The organism is Clostridium lentum (assembly GCF_014287815.1).
Classification (GTDB): domain Bacteria; phylum Bacillota; class Clostridia; order Clostridiales; family Clostridiaceae; genus Clostridium; species Clostridium lentum.
Window position 1 is genome coordinate 1 of the sequence record NZ_JACOOQ010000010.1, and the last position, 15397, is coordinate 15397.

Below are 15397 nucleotides of genomic sequence, written 5' to 3' on the forward strand. Positions count from 1 at the left end.
TTATTTTCATATATTTTTAAGAACCCATGCCAGTGATCTTCTAGTATTATTTTTATTTTACCTTTTTTCATATGTAAAAACCTCTAATTTATAATTAATAAATTTAACATATTTAAAGGCTGAATGCTAGATAACATATAACTTTCAGCCATCGAAAATTTTATACTTTCCTGTACTTTAAAAAAAGACTGCCATATGGCAGTCTCTTATATATTTTCACTAAGATTATTACTTAATTCATTTTTACTTACATTTCTCCAGAATACAACAGCACTTAATAATATTCCTAAGCATATTACTGCATATATCCAGAATAAACTATTGCCTATACTTCCCAATAGTATTATTGCTGATCCGCATAAAGCAAGAATTGGATTTATAATACCTCTAATTATACTTTTAATTTCTTTTTTAATACCAAGCTGTAATACCTTAACATATAGTAAAGCATATAATACATAGCTCATGGTAATTGAAATTTCTGATATATCAGAATTAGGAAGTAATCCTGTTTTTGTAGTAAAATAATGTACTGCAAGCCAACTTACACTTATTATAAAACTTACTACTGTAGAATTAATTGGCATTTTAGTCTTTTCGTCAACATTAGCAAATATTTCTGATTTAGGAAACATATTTCTTATGGCTAATGAATATGGTAATCTTATTATTCCCATTATTAAGCCATTAACTGTTCCTATTATAGATATTATTACAAATACTAAAACAATTTTTGAACCCCACATACCAAATAAATTATTAGCTGCTAAATCAACATGTGCATCGCCAAGACTCATTATTGTTTCAGGTCCTACATAAATACTTATACCTACAAAATATAATAAATAAACAATAAGTATAGAAATTGGTGCAATAATTAAAGCTTTTGGTAAATTCCTTTTAGAATCTCTTACTTCATGTCCAATTGTAGTAGAAACAATCCAACCATCAAATGAAAATGCTATTGGTGCAATAGCTGCAATCCATCCTGTAGATTTTACTGCACTACTTAATTCAACTGATGTTATTGATGATGGCTCACCTAAAATAATACCTGCAATTGCAATTAAAATTAAAGGTATTAATTTTATTATTGTAGATGCATTTTGGAAAAGCCCACCTAACTTTGATGAAAGCCCATTTAATATATAAATCATTACTATTACTATTAATCCAATTAGTATCTGAAGTTCTAATGAACCATTAATTCCAAATAATAAACATATGTAAATCCCAGCAACATAAGCTACTACAGCTATTAATGTTGGAAAATATAAAAATGTTTGGAACCATCCAAAAGCACAAGCAATTGATTTATTATATGATTGCTCTGCATATGCTATTAATCCTCCTGCTTCTGAGTTTCTTGCTGCTAATTCTGAAATAGTTAAACTTCCAAATATTATTGCTATTGCTGCTATACAAAAAACTAATACCCCTAATGCTATACTTCCATTGGTAGCTACAAGGATATTATCACTTTTAAAGAATATTCCTGAACCTATTACAACCCCAATAATCATTGCAATGGTCGTAAATAGGCCATAACCTGTTTTTTTCATATTGTTCCCCCTTTAATTTTCATTTGTTAATATTTTAGAATAATTTTTTATAATATAACATATTTATACCTACTTAGTAAATATAAATTATAAAAAATTATTCTACTTAAACATTTTATTTCCTGATTTTGCAAATTCCTGTAAATATATATAGCATTTTATATCAAATTTTACATCTTTTATTAGAAGTTCTTGTGCTTCTTTTTGTGATAATAAAATTGGTTCAATATCTTCGTCTTCTTCCATATATGCTTTACTTATGGTACCTCCACAAGTACAAAAAACTGAAGTAACAGATTCGTCAGTCATACCAGGTGATAAAAATAATTGTCCTTTAACTGTATTTTTTAGGATTTCTATAACATCTAGCCCTGTTTCTTCTTTTAACTCTCTTGTTATTGCTGTTTGAGGACTTTCTCCTTTATCTATAAGCCCTGCTGGCATTTCATATATGTAAGAGTTTATTGGCACTCTAAATTGTCTAATAACTACTATTTTTTCTTCTTCTTTATGAAAAGGTACTATTAAAACTGCATCATCTTGTAATTCTTTATTATTCAAATAAACCCCTTCTAGATTTTCCTTTTCTTTTCTTGAAGCTATTATCCAGTTTTTTATATTGCCACCTTTGTTACTATATTCAGCATTATATAGATTTAAAAATTTTGTTTCTGCTAATGTAGTAAGTTTATTAATTTTACTCATATATATTTCTCTCCTTTATATAGCTTACTAAAATAATTTTACCTTATTATACCTTATAAAATCTATATAGAAAGAAAAAAATATAGTATAAAATTACTATATTTTTTTCTTTATCAACTTATAATTTTTTCAAAACATTCTTTTCTTATATCTTTGCATGCTTTAAAACCTGTTTTTGTTGTTTCTTTATCTTCATCATATAATGATAGCTTTCCTAAAGTATCACCTTTATGTATATCCCCAAGAAGAGCAAATACTTCAATTTCAATTTTTTCATTTTCTTTAAATCCATAAGCAAAATCATTTTCCTCTAAGACTGATGCAAGTTTTATCATCCCCATTGATTCAACTAAATTTTTAGTATAATCATTTTTAAAGATATATTTGCTACATACATGATTGTATATTTTTTCAGTTTGATTCCATCTGTCAGCACAATTCAATACTACTATTATTATGTCTTTACCTTCGTGATTTACAGAGGTTACTAAACATTTACCAGCTTGACCTGTATAACCTGTTTTTACTCCATTCGCATTTGGAATCTTCCACAAAATCTTATTGATATTTTGATAATCTCTGGTAAAACCATAAGTTTCTTTTGTGATAGTCTTTGATCCACAAATTTCTCTAAATAATTCATTTTTCATAGCTTTGGATGCTAGTATAGCTAAATCATAAGCAGAAGAATAATGTTTTTGGCTATCAAGCCCATGAGGACTTTCATAGTTAGAACACATTATTCCAAGACTATTGGCAAAATCATTCATTATCTTCGAAAACCCTTCGATAGATCCTCCTATATCTTCAGCAATAGCAATAGCAGCATCATTACCTGATTTAAACATAAGACCAAAGATAAGTTCTTTCATCTTTATATTTTCACCTTCTGAATATCCTACTTTAGATCCTCTTATACTAGCTGCATTCTTACTTATGACAACTTCTCTATCTAAATCACCATAATTAATAGCAATTAAAGCAGTCATTATTTTGGTAGTACTTGCCATAGGAACAATCTCAAAAGCATTTTGTGCAAATAAAATTTGATTTGTTTCACCATCAATGGCAATAGCACATCTTGCATCTACCTTTAGATTGTCTATTAAATATCTGTTACCTTCAAAGTTATTAGCTTTTTCCATATTAACCACATCATCTTCTAAGTCATCTTCTTCAATATTTAACGAATATACAGGACTCATTAATAAATCAAAGGAAAATATAGTAAAAAACAAAATGCAATATATAACTTTGGTTAATTTCATAAAATCACCCTCTAGTAAAATCCATTTATGACAATAGTTTTTTCAAAAAAGATATTTTTACTCATCTTTTTTGAAAAAATATTAAGTATAATTTTTCTTATAAAGGAAATAATATAAAACAATGTTAGGAGTAGGTGCTATGATTGTTTTATTAATTGTATTTTTGCTTTTATTCTTGATTTTTATGCCAATTCCTTTAAAGATATCTATAAAATATTTAGAAGATTTTTATGAAATAAAATTTTATAAAATAAATTTGCTTTCTTCTGATGGCGGAGTAATATATAAATTCATCAAGGATGATAAGGTAAAAAAGTATGATTCTAGTGATAATGCAAAAGAAGAATCAAAAGAAAAGTATCGTGAAAAGTTGAGATATAAAAAATTATCTATAAAACTATTATTTAAGAATCTATCTAATAATAGTTATAAGCCATATCTTAACATTAGTAGCAATATTGATTTTTCTGTTAATGATGCTGCAGGGACAGCTATAGTTTATGGACTTTTAAATTCATTAAACCCAATTATCTTTAAATTATTATCATCCTTTTTTAAAATAAAGAACTTTAATAATAAATTTAACCCAATTTTTAAAGATAAGTACATTATCAATATATCAATTATGTGTATATTAACTATAAATATTGCAAAAATTATATATATGTTATTTTTAATAAAAAAAAGTAATATACCTATTCGAGGAGGTGTCCTATAAAGGGGAAATAATATGGCCAATAAGCATGAATTAGAAAATTTAATGAGAAGTACTATGGAAAATTTACGGGATATGATTGATGTGAATACCGTTGTAGGAGATGTAGTTGAATTACAAGATGGAGGATGTATCATTCCAATATCAAAAGTAACCTTAGGATTTGCTTCTGGTGGAAGTGAATTTGGTGAAAAGGAATTGACTACAGAAGAAAGTGAATATCCATTTGGAGGTGGATCTGGTGCAGGAGTAAGTGTAAAACCAGTGGCATTTTTAGTTATTAAAGATGATTTCGTTAGACTTTTAAATGTAGATCATGATTCCACTATGGATAAATTAGTTGATTATATACCCCAAATTTTTGATTTCATTAAGACCTTTAATAAAGATTCCACAAAAGAAAATAAAAAATAATGAAAGGAAGATTATATATTCTTCCTTTCATTATTCTTCAATTTCTTCTAATGCTGAACTTAATAACTCTAAAGAATTATTTTCATCGCTATCTTCATATAAGTCAAGAGAAGGCAATTCATTCAATGATTGTAAACCAAATTGTCTTAAAAATTCATCTGTCGTTCCATATAATATAGGTCTTCCTGGAACTTCAAGTCTTCCAACATCCTTTATCAAATCACGCTCTAATAATCTTTGTAATGCAGATTCTGATTTTACACCTCTGATTTCATCAATATCAACACGAGTTATAGGTTGCTTATATGCCACAATTGCTAAACTTTCTATAGAAGCTTGTGATAATGATTGTCTCTTATTCTTTTTAAGCATCTTTTGTATGAATTCTGAATTTTCTGGCTTAGTAACAAATTGATATGAATCATCTATATTAATAAGCTTTATCCCCCTACTTTCAGCTTTAAACTCTTCAGTAATCTCATTTAAAATTTCCCTTGTAGTCTTTCTATCCAGCTCAAGGTTGGTATAAATATCTTTTATATTTAGTGGCTCTCCAGCTACAAAAAGCATTGCTTCAATAGCAGATTTTATTTTGTTTTTTCTTGAAGTTTCTGCAAATTCGTATTGATTAATGTCTATATTGCTCATGTTCTACTCTCCTTTTCATTAGTATTTCTTTAAAATTACCTTCTTGATAAGCAATAATAACTCTTAACTTAATTAATTCAAGTAATGCTAAGAATGTTACAACAATCTCTAACTTTGATTCACTTTCTTTAATAATAGTTCTAAACTCAATAATATTTGTATTGTTAAATCTATCTAACAACTCCTTCATTTTATCTTCTACCTTATACTTATCAGTATATATCTTTCTCTGTACCAAATTGATATTGTTTTGTTTATTATGGTATGTTTCTAAAATATTATTATATATATTATATAAATCAATTAGTGTTAAATTCTTAAATATATCATCATTAGACTTAGGTGATTTTTCATCTTCAATAATTTCTGGCTTTTTACTATATATTTCCCCAGAGTTTATATGTCTTTCTTTAAAGAAGTTTGACACTGCCTTTATTTGCTTATATTCAATTAGCCTTAGCTTAAGCTTATTTTCAATATCCTCTTCATTTTCATCTTCAACTTTAACTTTTGGCAATAAACTTTTAGACTTTATTTCAATTAAAGTTGCAGCAATTACGATAAATTCAGAAGTTATTTCTAAATCCATTTCCTTCATTTCATCTAAATAACGTAAATATTGATTAGTAATTTTATATATCTCAATATTATATATATCCATTTTATTTTTCCTTATAAGATGTAATAATAAATCAAATGGACCTTCAAAATCAGCCACTTTAATTTTTGGAAGTTCCATACAAATCCACCCTTCACTTATTTTAGTTCAATTTTAATAATAGCAAGCTAAAGTAAAAATAACAAGCAGACATTAGTGTTCTTTCAAAAATCTATCATTGGGCTCAGAACATTTTTCATAACAAGCTACTTTAAGTTTTAGTCCATCATCATTAATTACTTTTCCATATACTATTATCCAAGTATCTTCATTTATAGTTTCATCCATATTTATAAGAGGAATCTTAATAATCCTTGAATCATATTGACAGCACGTAAGCATTTCTCTAGCTAAATATAGTTGGGCTGGATTTTCTTTATCTTGATATATAAATCCTTTAAAATAAAGCATATCTCCTTCATAATTATCAATATTTTCTGTAATAAATAAAATATCATTGAAACTATCACTTATAACTTCATCTTTATCATCAGCATAAGCAAAATACAAAAGAAAAATTATTACAAAGAATATTAAAGGGAAAAATTTATTAGTAATATAAATCCTACTTGGAATTGTGAAAATTTTAGGAAACTGACAAATAGAAAACAGAACCAAAATTATAACTGAAATTTTAAAAAATATAAGCATATGTCCATTAATAAAATTTTGTATTTCATCACTTTCTATTAAGACAATCATTAATAAATCTAAAATTACTAGCAGCATAAACAAAATTAATTCATCATAATTTATTCTTTTCATAATTCCTCCTATAAACTTATAAAGGAAAGACAGATAGAAAATGCTGTAACTACCAGCAATATTGTAATAATTAATATAGTTGCAAATTTCCTTTTAAATAAGCCTAATGTCAATATGGCATTCTTTAAATCCATCATTGGCCCTAGTATCATAAAGGCACTAACTGCTGGAATTCCAAAATTATTTAGAAATTTACTGCCAACAAAAGCATCCGCTTCTGAGCATAGGGATAATAAAAAAGATATATCTAACATTATTATCACCGCTAGTATATTGTTAAAAGTATAGTCATTTAAAATTTCTTCGTTTATAATACTGCCAAAGATACTTGAAATAAATGCTCCAAGTATTACATATACGCTTATGTTTAAAAATTCATTTGAAGCCTGACATACTATTGTAATGAGCTTATCTAATTTTGATATATAATACTTTTTATTGCTACTGCAGCAGGTACAAGATAAATCAAGATATCCATCAGATATAATACTTTCTATAGTAGAATCTTTAAAAATATATGTTATTAACATTCCAACAATAATGGAGCATAATATGCCTCCTACAACTCTTATTAATACAATGGTAAGGTTAGCTTCAAATGCATAATATGTTGATGTAATAACAAATGGATTTACTATTGGTACTGAAAGCATGAAGGTTATTGTAATTCCAATAGGAACACCTTTCTTTATAAGACTTCTAGCAACTGGTACTATAGCACATTCACACATTGGAAAAACCAATCCTATAAAAGCAGCCACAAGAAAAGCTAATCCTCTTCTTCTAGGAACAATCCTTTTTATAATATCTTCTGAAATATAAAACTGTATAATTGTTGAAATAATAGCTCCTATAACTATAAATGGAAGTGATTCAATAACAACACCTAAAAAGCTCCAGCACCAATGTCTAAATAAAATCATTAATTCACCATCTCTTACTAATTAATTAAACCTTTTACGAAAATTCATCTTAATCTTCCTATACTTATTATTTAAAAACAGATTTGATTTTCTCAATTCATTAAGTATAGCACTATTATCATCACTAAATAATATATGACCACTATAGTTTATGGAAGAAATAATATGGTATATTTCATCTATTTCTTTATTAGTTATTTCTTTACAATTATTTATCAATATTAAATTGCTATTTTCTATATATGGTATAAATAACTCCGATAAGTTCTTAAAATAATATAAAAATGTCCTTCCATTAATAATATAATATACACATTTTAATCTACAATACTTATTAAGAGTCTCTGCATATGTCTTATAAAACTCTTCCATAGTATAAGTTCCATTATACTCAATTATAATTTTGTAAGGTTTATACTGACAAATAGCTACCTTAATCTTTGAGGCTATCAAAGATATATCATCGTTAAAATAAATAACTTTATATTCTTTTGAGTTTTCTTCTATCTTGCTATGTCCATCTTCTGTTAAAATTATAAATGTATCTTCATCCTTTATCTTTGTTAATTCATTTAATGCATTTATAAAGGCTGTTTTACCAGCCTCTATAAAGCCACATACTATTTCTAAATCAGCTCTCATTATCATACCTCATTTAAAGAAATACTCTAATTCTTTCTTATTTATATTCACTCCTATAAAGGAGATTATGTTTTCCTCATTATAATCTATCTTTTCAATATTATATTCATTTAAGGAAAAATCAAACTGTCCATATTGTCCATTTAAAAGTTGTACTATCCCTTTAGCTCTAAGAATAGTTCCAAAATTTTTACTTGAAGCAATAAATTTAAACTTACTGCTCAATTCATCAGGTGATATTTTTCTATTTAGCTTTAATGTGAAGCTTTGAAAAGATTCATTTACTTTTTTAGTAGATACCTTTCCAATACCTGATTTGATATTTTTTAAGGCAATTTTACTCATAGGAAAATTTTGAAGCATATAGGTACTATTGATTTTATCTTTTAAATTAGTCTTATCCCAAATGCAATCTAAAATCTCTGCATTAGAATTAATCTTTATTATTTCATTCTTAACATGATTAACTGTATTTTTATCAGCTAATTGTATCCTACTTAATACAATTAGCTGCGCATATTTAATTTGATCTATATAGAACCTTCTGAAATTATTCATATACATATCAAACTTTAAACAATCAACTATTGTAATAACATTATTAATACTACATAGTGCTTTTAAATCTTCATCCTTAAAGGTTTTAATTATTTCACTCAGCTTAGCTATTCCTGTAGGCTCAATAATTATACACTCAAATTCATAATTTTTATTTAACTCCATAAGAGCTTCTTTAAAATAACCTGTAATTTCACAACAAATGCATCCAGCAGTAATTTCTTTAATAACAGCCTTAGACTTCTTTAATATTGAGCTATCTATATTAACTTCACCAAATTCATTTTCAATAATAACAATTTTATCTTCATAGAAATCATCATTTATTAACTTTTTAATAAAACGAGTTTTTCCTGCTCCTAAAAATCCAGAAATAATATCAACTTTTTTTATCACAGTATTCCATCCATATAAATTAATCAATTCACTCATAAATAATTTTATGAACTACAAATATAAATTATGAATTTTCATTAAATAAAAAAGTCTTAAGGAAGAGGATTCCTAAAGACTTTTTTATTGACTTTATATTATCTTAGCTACTAAATTATTTTCTTGTTCATATACAGTTACGATATAAGAAACAGCAAACCCTGAAATATGACCTCTAATGTATAACTTAACTCCATCATCATCAAAACCTAGAAATTGTGCATACATGAAATTAAAATATAGAGGAGTATCTTCATAAACACCATATTGGTCAACTTTAAGGCTATGTAAATCCTTTTCTATTTGTGCTCTATCATTATCAGTCAGAGGAATTACTTCACCATTTTCATTGCTGGAAACTAGGAAATCATATACATCTTCACTTCCCAGTAAGTGCTGTGATACTAAATCTATTGCAAAATCTATTTCTTTATATTCATTTTTTACATAATTGCTACTATTAACTATTTCATCATTGACATTAAAACCTTCATATCCCTTATTTCCAAAGTAAGTATTACCAAGGGCATTAAATTCAGTATATGCTTCTTCCACCACTCCACTACCATTTTCCTCGGTAGCACCTGTATTTTCATCTATAGTAACATCTATTCTATCTGTGGATTTATCGCTATTTTGATCGTTATTAGATGTATTTTTATAGCATCCTGTAAAAAGCATCGAAGCTAATACTATGTATGATATATACTTTAATCTTCTATTCATCCCATCACCTCCAATTAGATTATATCATAATAAATATTGTATAATATATCTCTTTTGTTAATGATTAAGATAAATTTCATAAAAAGAGTATCTTAAGATACCCTTCATTATGTACTATATTCCTTCCTTAAATAAGTTCTTTAAATTATATTTTATATTTTCAAAGAAGTTTGCTTTTTCAACATCTCTATCGCAATACAGCTCAACTTCCCCTATTTTTTTATCACCTACAAGAACTTCACAAATACCAATAATTTCTCCTTCTTTATAAGAATCTTTTTCAGAATTTTCAGAATTTAATGTAATTTTATTTTCAGGCTCTCCAGTAGTACCCTTTTCAAGTACTATAGTCAAGTCATTCTTTGCTTTTGCTATGAAATATCTATCAGTATTTTTACCTAAAAAGATTTTTTCTACATCTTCATCTTTTGAAAAGATTTTTTTGCCTTCATATTTTGAAAATCCATAGTTCATAAGCATACTAGCATCACGATTTCTCACTTTATATGTTGGAGCACCCATTATTACTGCTAACATTCTTACACCATCTCTTACAGCTGTAGCAGATATACAATACTTAGCTTCTTCTGTATAGCCAGTTTTTAGTCCATCACATCCATCAAAAAATCTTACAAGTTTATTATGATTTACCAGTTCTATGGGACTTTTTCTTCCTTCAGATATGGTTTCCATATATGTACCTGTATATTTTAAAATTGAAGGATGTTTTAATAATTCTAAAGACATTATTGAAATATCTTTAGCCGTTGTGTAATGACCTTCTTCTGGCAACCCATTGCAATTTTTAAAATTCGTATTTACCATACCTAATTCTTTTGCTCTTTTATTCATAATGGAGACAAAATTATCTACGCTTCCACCTAAATATTCAGCCATAGCAACTGCTGCATCGTTTCCAGAAGCAATTGCAATTCCCTTAAGTATTTCTTCTACAGTTCTAACTTCTCCAGTATCTAATAGCATTGTACTTCCACCCATATTTTTAGCGTTTTCACTACAAACTATCTTATCACTTAATGTAATGCTTCCATTATCAACTGCTTCAATAGCTAAAAGCATTGTCATTATTTTAGTAACAGATGCTGGTGCAAATTTTTCTTCAGAATTTTTTTCATAAAGTACAGTACCGCTAACAGGCTCTACTAATAAGGCTGATTTTGCATCAACATTCATTCCCTCCTCATAAGTAATAGAAGATAATATGCTATACTCTTCACCAATATCTACTGACTCACCTATACTTGCATATACAAATGTATTAAATGATAATAAAGTTAAAATAGCAAGAGATATTGTCTTAATTAGCGTGTTTTTCATCTTTCTTCCTCCTCTCAAGCTTAGTGTTACCAAAAGAAAAAAAAATATAATAGAAAGAACTACTTCTCTCTATCATATTTTTTAAATTTAACTTATTACATTATATATTAAAGGAATATTATCATTAAACTCTGCGCTTATCATAATATTTTCTTTTATCTTCATTTCAATTTTATTATTATCTTCTTTATTACTATGGATATAAGCTATAACATCACCTTTATTTACTTTATCTCCACGTTTTTTGTTTAAAACTATCCCTACTGTTAAATCTATAATACTATCCTTAGTAGCTCTTCCAGCTCCTAGCTCCATAGCTATTAGTCCCATTGCTTCAGTATTAATTTTAGTAATATATCCATCATTTTCTGCTGTTACAGGAATTATGTACTTTGCTACAAGGAATAACTCTGGATTATCTATTGGTGATACATCACCACCTTGAGCCTTGATAAACTCTTTAAGCTTCTCAAGCCCTTTTCCGTTTGATATATTTTCCTTTAAAAGTGCTTTACCTTCTTCAAGACTTGAAACTTTTTCTGCACAAAGAAGCATATTTCCACCTAAAGTAAGTGTTAATTCTAGTAGATCTTTAGGTCCATTGCCTTTTAATAGCTCAATAGCTTCTTTCACTTCAAGAATATTACCAATGGCAAAACCAAGAGGCTGATCCATATCTGAAATAACTGCCACAGTTTTTCTTCCAACTTCTTTCCCTATACTAACCATTTCACTTGCTAACTCTTCTGCTGCTTTTGCTGTTTTCATAAAAGCACCATCACCAACTTTAACATCTAGTACGATTGCATCTGCCCCTGAAGCAAGTTTCTTACTCATGATACTTGAAGCAATAAGAGCTGTATTATCAACAGTAGCTGTTACATCTCTAAGAGCATAAAGTTTTTTGTCAGCTGGTACAAGGTTACCACTTTGTCCCATAATTGCAATATTAATATTATTGACATTATTTATAAATTGCTCTTCCGTCAATTCAACAGAAAAACCATTAAAACTTTCTAACTTATCAATAGTTCCACCTGTATGGCCTAGACCTCTTCCAGACATTTTTGCTACAGGTATTCCAAGAGATGCCACTAGCGGAGTTAAGCATATTGATGTCTTGTCTCCTACTCCCCCTGTGGAATGCTTATCAACCTTAATTCCTTTAATCTTAGATAAGTCAATTACATCTCCAGAATTAACCATTGACATTGTCAAATTAGCTGTCTCACTTTTAGACATTTCATTGAAAAAAAGTGTCATTAACAAAGCAGAAACCTGATAATCAGGTATTTCCCCTTTTGTAAACCCATTAACAAAAAAATCTATTTCTTCTTTAGATAATTCATAACCTTTTCTCTTTTTCATTATAATGTCATACATTCTCATATTACTTTTCCTCCTTATATGTTACCCATTCTGCAATAATCTTTATCTAAATTAGCATTTGCTAACCATTTTTTATTATACATGCTTTCACCATGTAATACTACAAATTATACCACTTTAATAGAAGAATATTCACCTTTTTTATAATATCTATGCTCTAGGATGTGAATTCTTATATACCACATTAATTTTATCATTATTAATAATTTCATAATATGTGTCCATATAAGTTAACACTTGATTGCCCAGAAGTTTTTGTACAGCTCTCACATTTGCACCATTTTGTAATAGATGTACAGCAAAAGAATGCCTAAATGTATTTAAATTTACATCTTTTTTTATTCCTGCTTTATGAGAATATTCCTTAACTATTCTCCAAACACCTTGCCTTGTTAATTTGTTTCCATTTAAATTAACAAATAAATTATGAACACCTGCTGCTGCAATCATATCTCTTATGGATAGGTATTCCTTAAGTGCAGCTTCAGCACTTCTGCCAATAGGAATAAGTCTTTCATAATTTTTATTATCATGACATCTGACATATGATAGTTCTAAATTAATATCTTCTACTTGTAAAGAGATTATTTCAGACACCTTCATACCAGTTGCATACATAAGTTCCAGTAAGGCATTATCTCTAATCCCTTTATTACAATCTTTATCTACTATTTTTATTATTTTATCTACTTCTTCCACAGTAAGAATCTCTGGAAGTTTTTTAGTAGTATCTGTGCTTTTATAATATATCTTAGGGATATCACGTATTATCTTATGCTCTTTAAGATAGTTATAGAAGCTTCTTAAGCTTATTACTATCCTGCTAATTGACCGTTCAGACTTTCCTTCTTGTAATAAATATTGTATATACCCAAGTACAGTTAGATTATCTGTTTCATCAAGGTAAATATCCTTTGTATTCAAGTATTTTATATATAAATTTACATCTGTTACATATGCATAAACAGTATTTTCACTTTTGTGACTATTTAATAAATATTCTTTATATTCATTTACTATTTCTTTCATAACTCTCCCCATTTCACCTTTAATTATTATTTGGTCTCATAAATTTCTTGGAATTCAGAAATTTATCAAGTAATTTTACTAACAATAAATTTCATTAAATTTGGACATATATAGCTTTCAATAAACACACCAGTTATAAATATACATACCAAAACCCCTATTTTAAAAATTAATTCCTTCTTTACTATTGTATTTATTGTCCCTTTATTAAAGAACTTATATCGCAGTTTTGTAGCGGAAAATTCAATAGAAATTATACTTAATGCAATAAAACTTGGAATATAAAAAATATTTTGTGGTAAAATTGATACTATTGCCAACCAGATTCCTTTACCATTAAAAGTTGTTAATAAAAAAGTAAATGTATAGCCTAATGTAAATCCCTTTATTAAATCAATTAGCAAGATAAATGGTATACCAAATACGGTAAATCCTAATATAATTATTATTACGACTGTAATTGATATTTTAATCAATATATTCAAGAATAATTTAGTACTTTCTACTTGGCTCACCAGTATGCTTTCTGTAAAAGATGAAAAATAATTAGACAGATCTGTTGAATCATTAATATTCATATATTTAACCATAAAAGCTCCTAATGCTATGCCAACACAAAAGAAAATTAAAACCATAAAATAATATATCCTATTTTCTCTATAGCTATTATTCAACTTATCAATAACATTCATTTTAAACCTCCAGTTTTTTCTTTCCATATATACTATGAGGTAATATATGAAGTTATTCATAATTAAATATATGTAAATACCATTTTATTATTTAATTATTAATTTATATGCTTTTTCAAAAACATCTATATCTACATTATATTTTTTCTTTAGTATCCCTATAATAGTTTTTACATCTGATAGTTCCTTTTCAATATCATCTTTACGTTTTTGACCTCTTCCTAACCTATCACTTATAAACAATAGAATCATATCGTTTAGCTCCACATCTTTAATCATTTCTTCTGTATTTTCATAAGGTAAACTTTTCAATATGTACAAATGATGCATATGATATTTGACTAAATTAACTATTTTTTCTCGTTCTATATTATTAATATCGTATTGAACTAATATATCATTAACTATTTTTTCGCCAATTTTATCATGATTGTATGATGTATAGTTTCCTTTGATATTCTTTTTTGTTGCTACCTTTTTTCCAACATCATGTAAAAGCGAAGCTAACATAAATTCTTTTTTACTATTTGCCAGGCTACGTATCTGTGCAGCTTTATCTACCACAAGCATTACATGATTATATACATTTCCTTCTGGATGATATTTAGGTGATTGTTCTACAGTTTTAAGTTCATTAATTATTTGCAATGCTGTTCCCCATAAATCATCTTCTATTGATTTTACATATGTTGATGGCTTTATATCTGTTAATAAATGGTCAGTTATCTTTTCTAATAATTCTTTTTTCATATAATTATCCTTTCTTTACAAAAAAATATATATTATATAGTCTATACTTTTATATATTAAAATATAAATCACTTCATAGTTAGGATTATTTTAATAATTTAATAAAATATATCCTATTTCCACAGTGACAAAACAGCATTTCATTTAATTTTAATGGTTTTATTTTGATAAATTAATAATTTA

At 27.1% G+C, this 15397-nt stretch carries 16 protein-coding genes and 1 pseudogene; 2 read left to right on the forward strand and 15 right to left on the reverse strand.

Annotated features, from left to right (window positions below; genetic code table 11):
- Positions 1 to 206 precede the first annotated feature (206 nt).
- The 3 genes and pseudogenes from H8R92_RS06825 to H8R92_RS06835 all read right to left on the reverse strand — a co-directional run.
- Positions 207 to 1562, reverse strand: a complete 1356-nt coding sequence (locus H8R92_RS06825) for an APC family permease (RefSeq protein WP_186835056.1) — start codon at positions 1560 to 1562, stop codon at positions 207 to 209.
- A 102-nt stretch (positions 1563 to 1664) separates the two neighbouring features.
- Positions 1665 to 2273 carry an NUDIX hydrolase gene (locus H8R92_RS06830; RefSeq protein WP_186835120.1) on the reverse strand — a complete coding sequence of 203 codons (609 nt, stop codon included), beginning with the start codon at positions 2271 to 2273 and terminating at the stop codon, positions 1665 to 1667.
- 341 nt (positions 2274 to 2614) lie between these two features.
- A pseudogene (locus H8R92_RS06835) lies at positions 2615 to 3412 on the reverse strand (D-alanyl-D-alanine carboxypeptidase family protein); the annotation flags it as partial.
- Between the two features lie 262 nt (positions 3413 to 3674).
- On the opposite strand from H8R92_RS06835, the gene H8R92_RS06840 reads away from it, so the two are divergent.
- Both H8R92_RS06840 and ytfJ read left to right on the forward strand, forming a co-directional pair.
- Positions 3675 to 4253, forward strand: a complete 579-nt coding sequence (locus H8R92_RS06840; RefSeq protein ID WP_186835058.1) for a DUF2953 domain-containing protein — start codon at positions 3675 to 3677, stop codon at positions 4251 to 4253.
- Between the two features lie 12 nt (positions 4254 to 4265).
- On the forward strand, positions 4266 to 4664 hold the full coding sequence (ytfJ, locus tag H8R92_RS06845) for a GerW family sporulation protein (protein ID WP_186835059.1): 399 nt from the start codon (positions 4266 to 4268) through the stop codon (positions 4662 to 4664).
- Between the two features lie 30 nt (positions 4665 to 4694).
- Here ytfJ and scpB read toward each other — a convergent pair whose 3' ends face one another.
- The 12 genes from scpB to H8R92_RS06905 form a co-directional block, all read right to left on the reverse strand.
- Entirely contained in the window at positions 4695 to 5312 is a 618-nt protein-coding gene (gene scpB, locus H8R92_RS06850; RefSeq protein WP_186835060.1) for an SMC-Scp complex subunit ScpB, read from the reverse strand.
- The gene (locus H8R92_RS06855) at positions 5293 to 6051 is read right to left on the reverse strand and encodes a segregation/condensation protein A (RefSeq protein WP_186835061.1); all 759 of its coding nucleotides are present in this window, start codon (positions 6049 to 6051) and stop codon (positions 5293 to 5295) included. Before H8R92_RS06855 ends, scpB begins: the two co-directional genes overlap by 20 nt.
- A 72-nt stretch (positions 6052 to 6123) precedes the next feature.
- Positions 6124 to 6735, reverse strand: a complete 612-nt coding sequence (locus tag H8R92_RS06860; RefSeq protein WP_022212587.1) for a TIGR03943 family putative permease subunit — start codon at positions 6733 to 6735, stop codon at positions 6124 to 6126.
- Between the two features lie 8 nt (positions 6736 to 6743).
- Positions 6744 to 7658 (reverse strand): permease, encoded by a 915-nt coding sequence (locus H8R92_RS06865; RefSeq protein ID WP_022212588.1) that lies wholly within the window; start codon positions 7656 to 7658, stop codon positions 6744 to 6746.
- Between the two features lie 21 nt (positions 7659 to 7679).
- The gene (locus H8R92_RS06870) at positions 7680 to 8300 is read right to left on the reverse strand and encodes a P-loop NTPase family protein (RefSeq protein WP_186835062.1); all 621 of its coding nucleotides are present in this window, start codon (positions 8298 to 8300) and stop codon (positions 7680 to 7682) included.
- Positions 8301 to 8309: 9 nt separating this feature from the next.
- The gene (locus H8R92_RS06875) at positions 8310 to 9254 is read right to left on the reverse strand and encodes a CobW family GTP-binding protein (RefSeq protein ID WP_186835063.1); all 945 of its coding nucleotides are present in this window, start codon (positions 9252 to 9254) and stop codon (positions 8310 to 8312) included.
- A 129-nt stretch (positions 9255 to 9383) separates the two neighbouring features.
- Positions 9384 to 10016, reverse strand: coding sequence for a hypothetical protein (locus tag H8R92_RS06880; RefSeq protein WP_022212591.1), 633 nt, complete (start codon positions 10014 to 10016; stop codon positions 9384 to 9386).
- 114 nt (positions 10017 to 10130) lie between these two features.
- Positions 10131 to 11354 (reverse strand): D-alanyl-D-alanine carboxypeptidase family protein, encoded by a 1224-nt coding sequence (locus tag H8R92_RS06885; RefSeq protein ID WP_022212592.1) that lies wholly within the window; start codon positions 11352 to 11354, stop codon positions 10131 to 10133.
- Between the two features lie 87 nt (positions 11355 to 11441).
- Complete coding sequence (locus tag H8R92_RS06890) at positions 11442 to 12743, reverse strand: pyrimidine-nucleoside phosphorylase (protein ID WP_186835064.1); 1302 nt, start codon at positions 12741 to 12743, stop codon at positions 11442 to 11444.
- 150 nt (positions 12744 to 12893) lie between these two features.
- A complete protein-coding gene (locus H8R92_RS06895; protein WP_022212594.1) occupies positions 12894 to 13772 on the reverse strand; it encodes a tyrosine-type recombinase/integrase in 879 nt (292 codons plus the stop codon).
- Positions 13773 to 13837: 65 nt separating this feature from the next.
- The gene (gene spoIIM, locus H8R92_RS06900) at positions 13838 to 14464 is read right to left on the reverse strand and encodes a stage II sporulation protein M (RefSeq protein ID WP_022212595.1); all 627 of its coding nucleotides are present in this window, start codon (positions 14462 to 14464) and stop codon (positions 13838 to 13840) included.
- A gap of 87 nt (positions 14465 to 14551) precedes the next feature.
- Positions 14552 to 15214, reverse strand: a complete 663-nt coding sequence (locus H8R92_RS06905; RefSeq protein WP_022212596.1) for an HD domain-containing protein — start codon at positions 15212 to 15214, stop codon at positions 14552 to 14554.
- Positions 15215 to 15397: the final 183 nt, after the last annotated feature.

Coding starts and splice junctions, on each gene's coding strand:
- H8R92_RS06885 (WP_022212592.1), bottom strand. CDS start 11,354: ATGAAAAACACGCTAATTAAGACAATATCTCTTGCTATTTTAACTTTA.
- H8R92_RS06905 (WP_022212596.1), bottom strand. CDS start 15,214: ATGAAAAAAGAATTATTAGAAAAGATAACTGACCATTTATTAACAGAT.
- H8R92_RS06870 (WP_186835062.1), bottom strand. CDS start 8,300: ATGAGAGCTGATTTAGAAATAGTATGTGGCTTTATAGAGGCTGGTAAA.
- H8R92_RS06880 (WP_022212591.1), bottom strand. CDS start 10,016: ATGAATAGAAGATTAAAGTATATATCATACATAGTATTAGCTTCGATG.
- H8R92_RS06860 (WP_022212587.1), bottom strand. CDS start 6,735: ATGAAAAGAATAAATTATGATGAATTAATTTTGTTTATGCTGCTAGTA.
- H8R92_RS06825 (WP_186835056.1), bottom strand. CDS start 1,562: ATGAAAAAAACAGGTTATGGCCTATTTACGACCATTGCAATGATTATT.
- H8R92_RS06855 (WP_186835061.1), bottom strand. CDS start 6,051: ATGGAACTTCCAAAAATTAAAGTGGCTGATTTTGAAGGTCCATTTGAT.
- spoIIM (WP_022212595.1), bottom strand. CDS start 14,464: ATGAATGTTATTGATAAGTTGAATAATAGCTATAGAGAAAATAGGATA.
- H8R92_RS06865 (WP_022212588.1), bottom strand. CDS start 7,658: ATGATTTTATTTAGACATTGGTGCTGGAGCTTTTTAGGTGTTGTTATT.
- H8R92_RS06895 (WP_022212594.1), bottom strand. CDS start 13,772: ATGAAAGAAATAGTAAATGAATATAAAGAATATTTATTAAATAGTCAC.
- scpB (WP_186835060.1), bottom strand. CDS start 5,312: ATGAGCAATATAGACATTAATCAATACGAATTTGCAGAAACTTCAAGA.
- ytfJ (WP_186835059.1), top strand. CDS start 4,266: ATGGCCAATAAGCATGAATTAGAAAATTTAATGAGAAGTACTATGGAA.
- H8R92_RS06840 (WP_186835058.1), top strand. CDS start 3,675: ATGATTGTTTTATTAATTGTATTTTTGCTTTTATTCTTGATTTTTATG.
- H8R92_RS06890 (WP_186835064.1), bottom strand. CDS start 12,743: ATGAGAATGTATGACATTATAATGAAAAAGAGAAAAGGTTATGAATTA.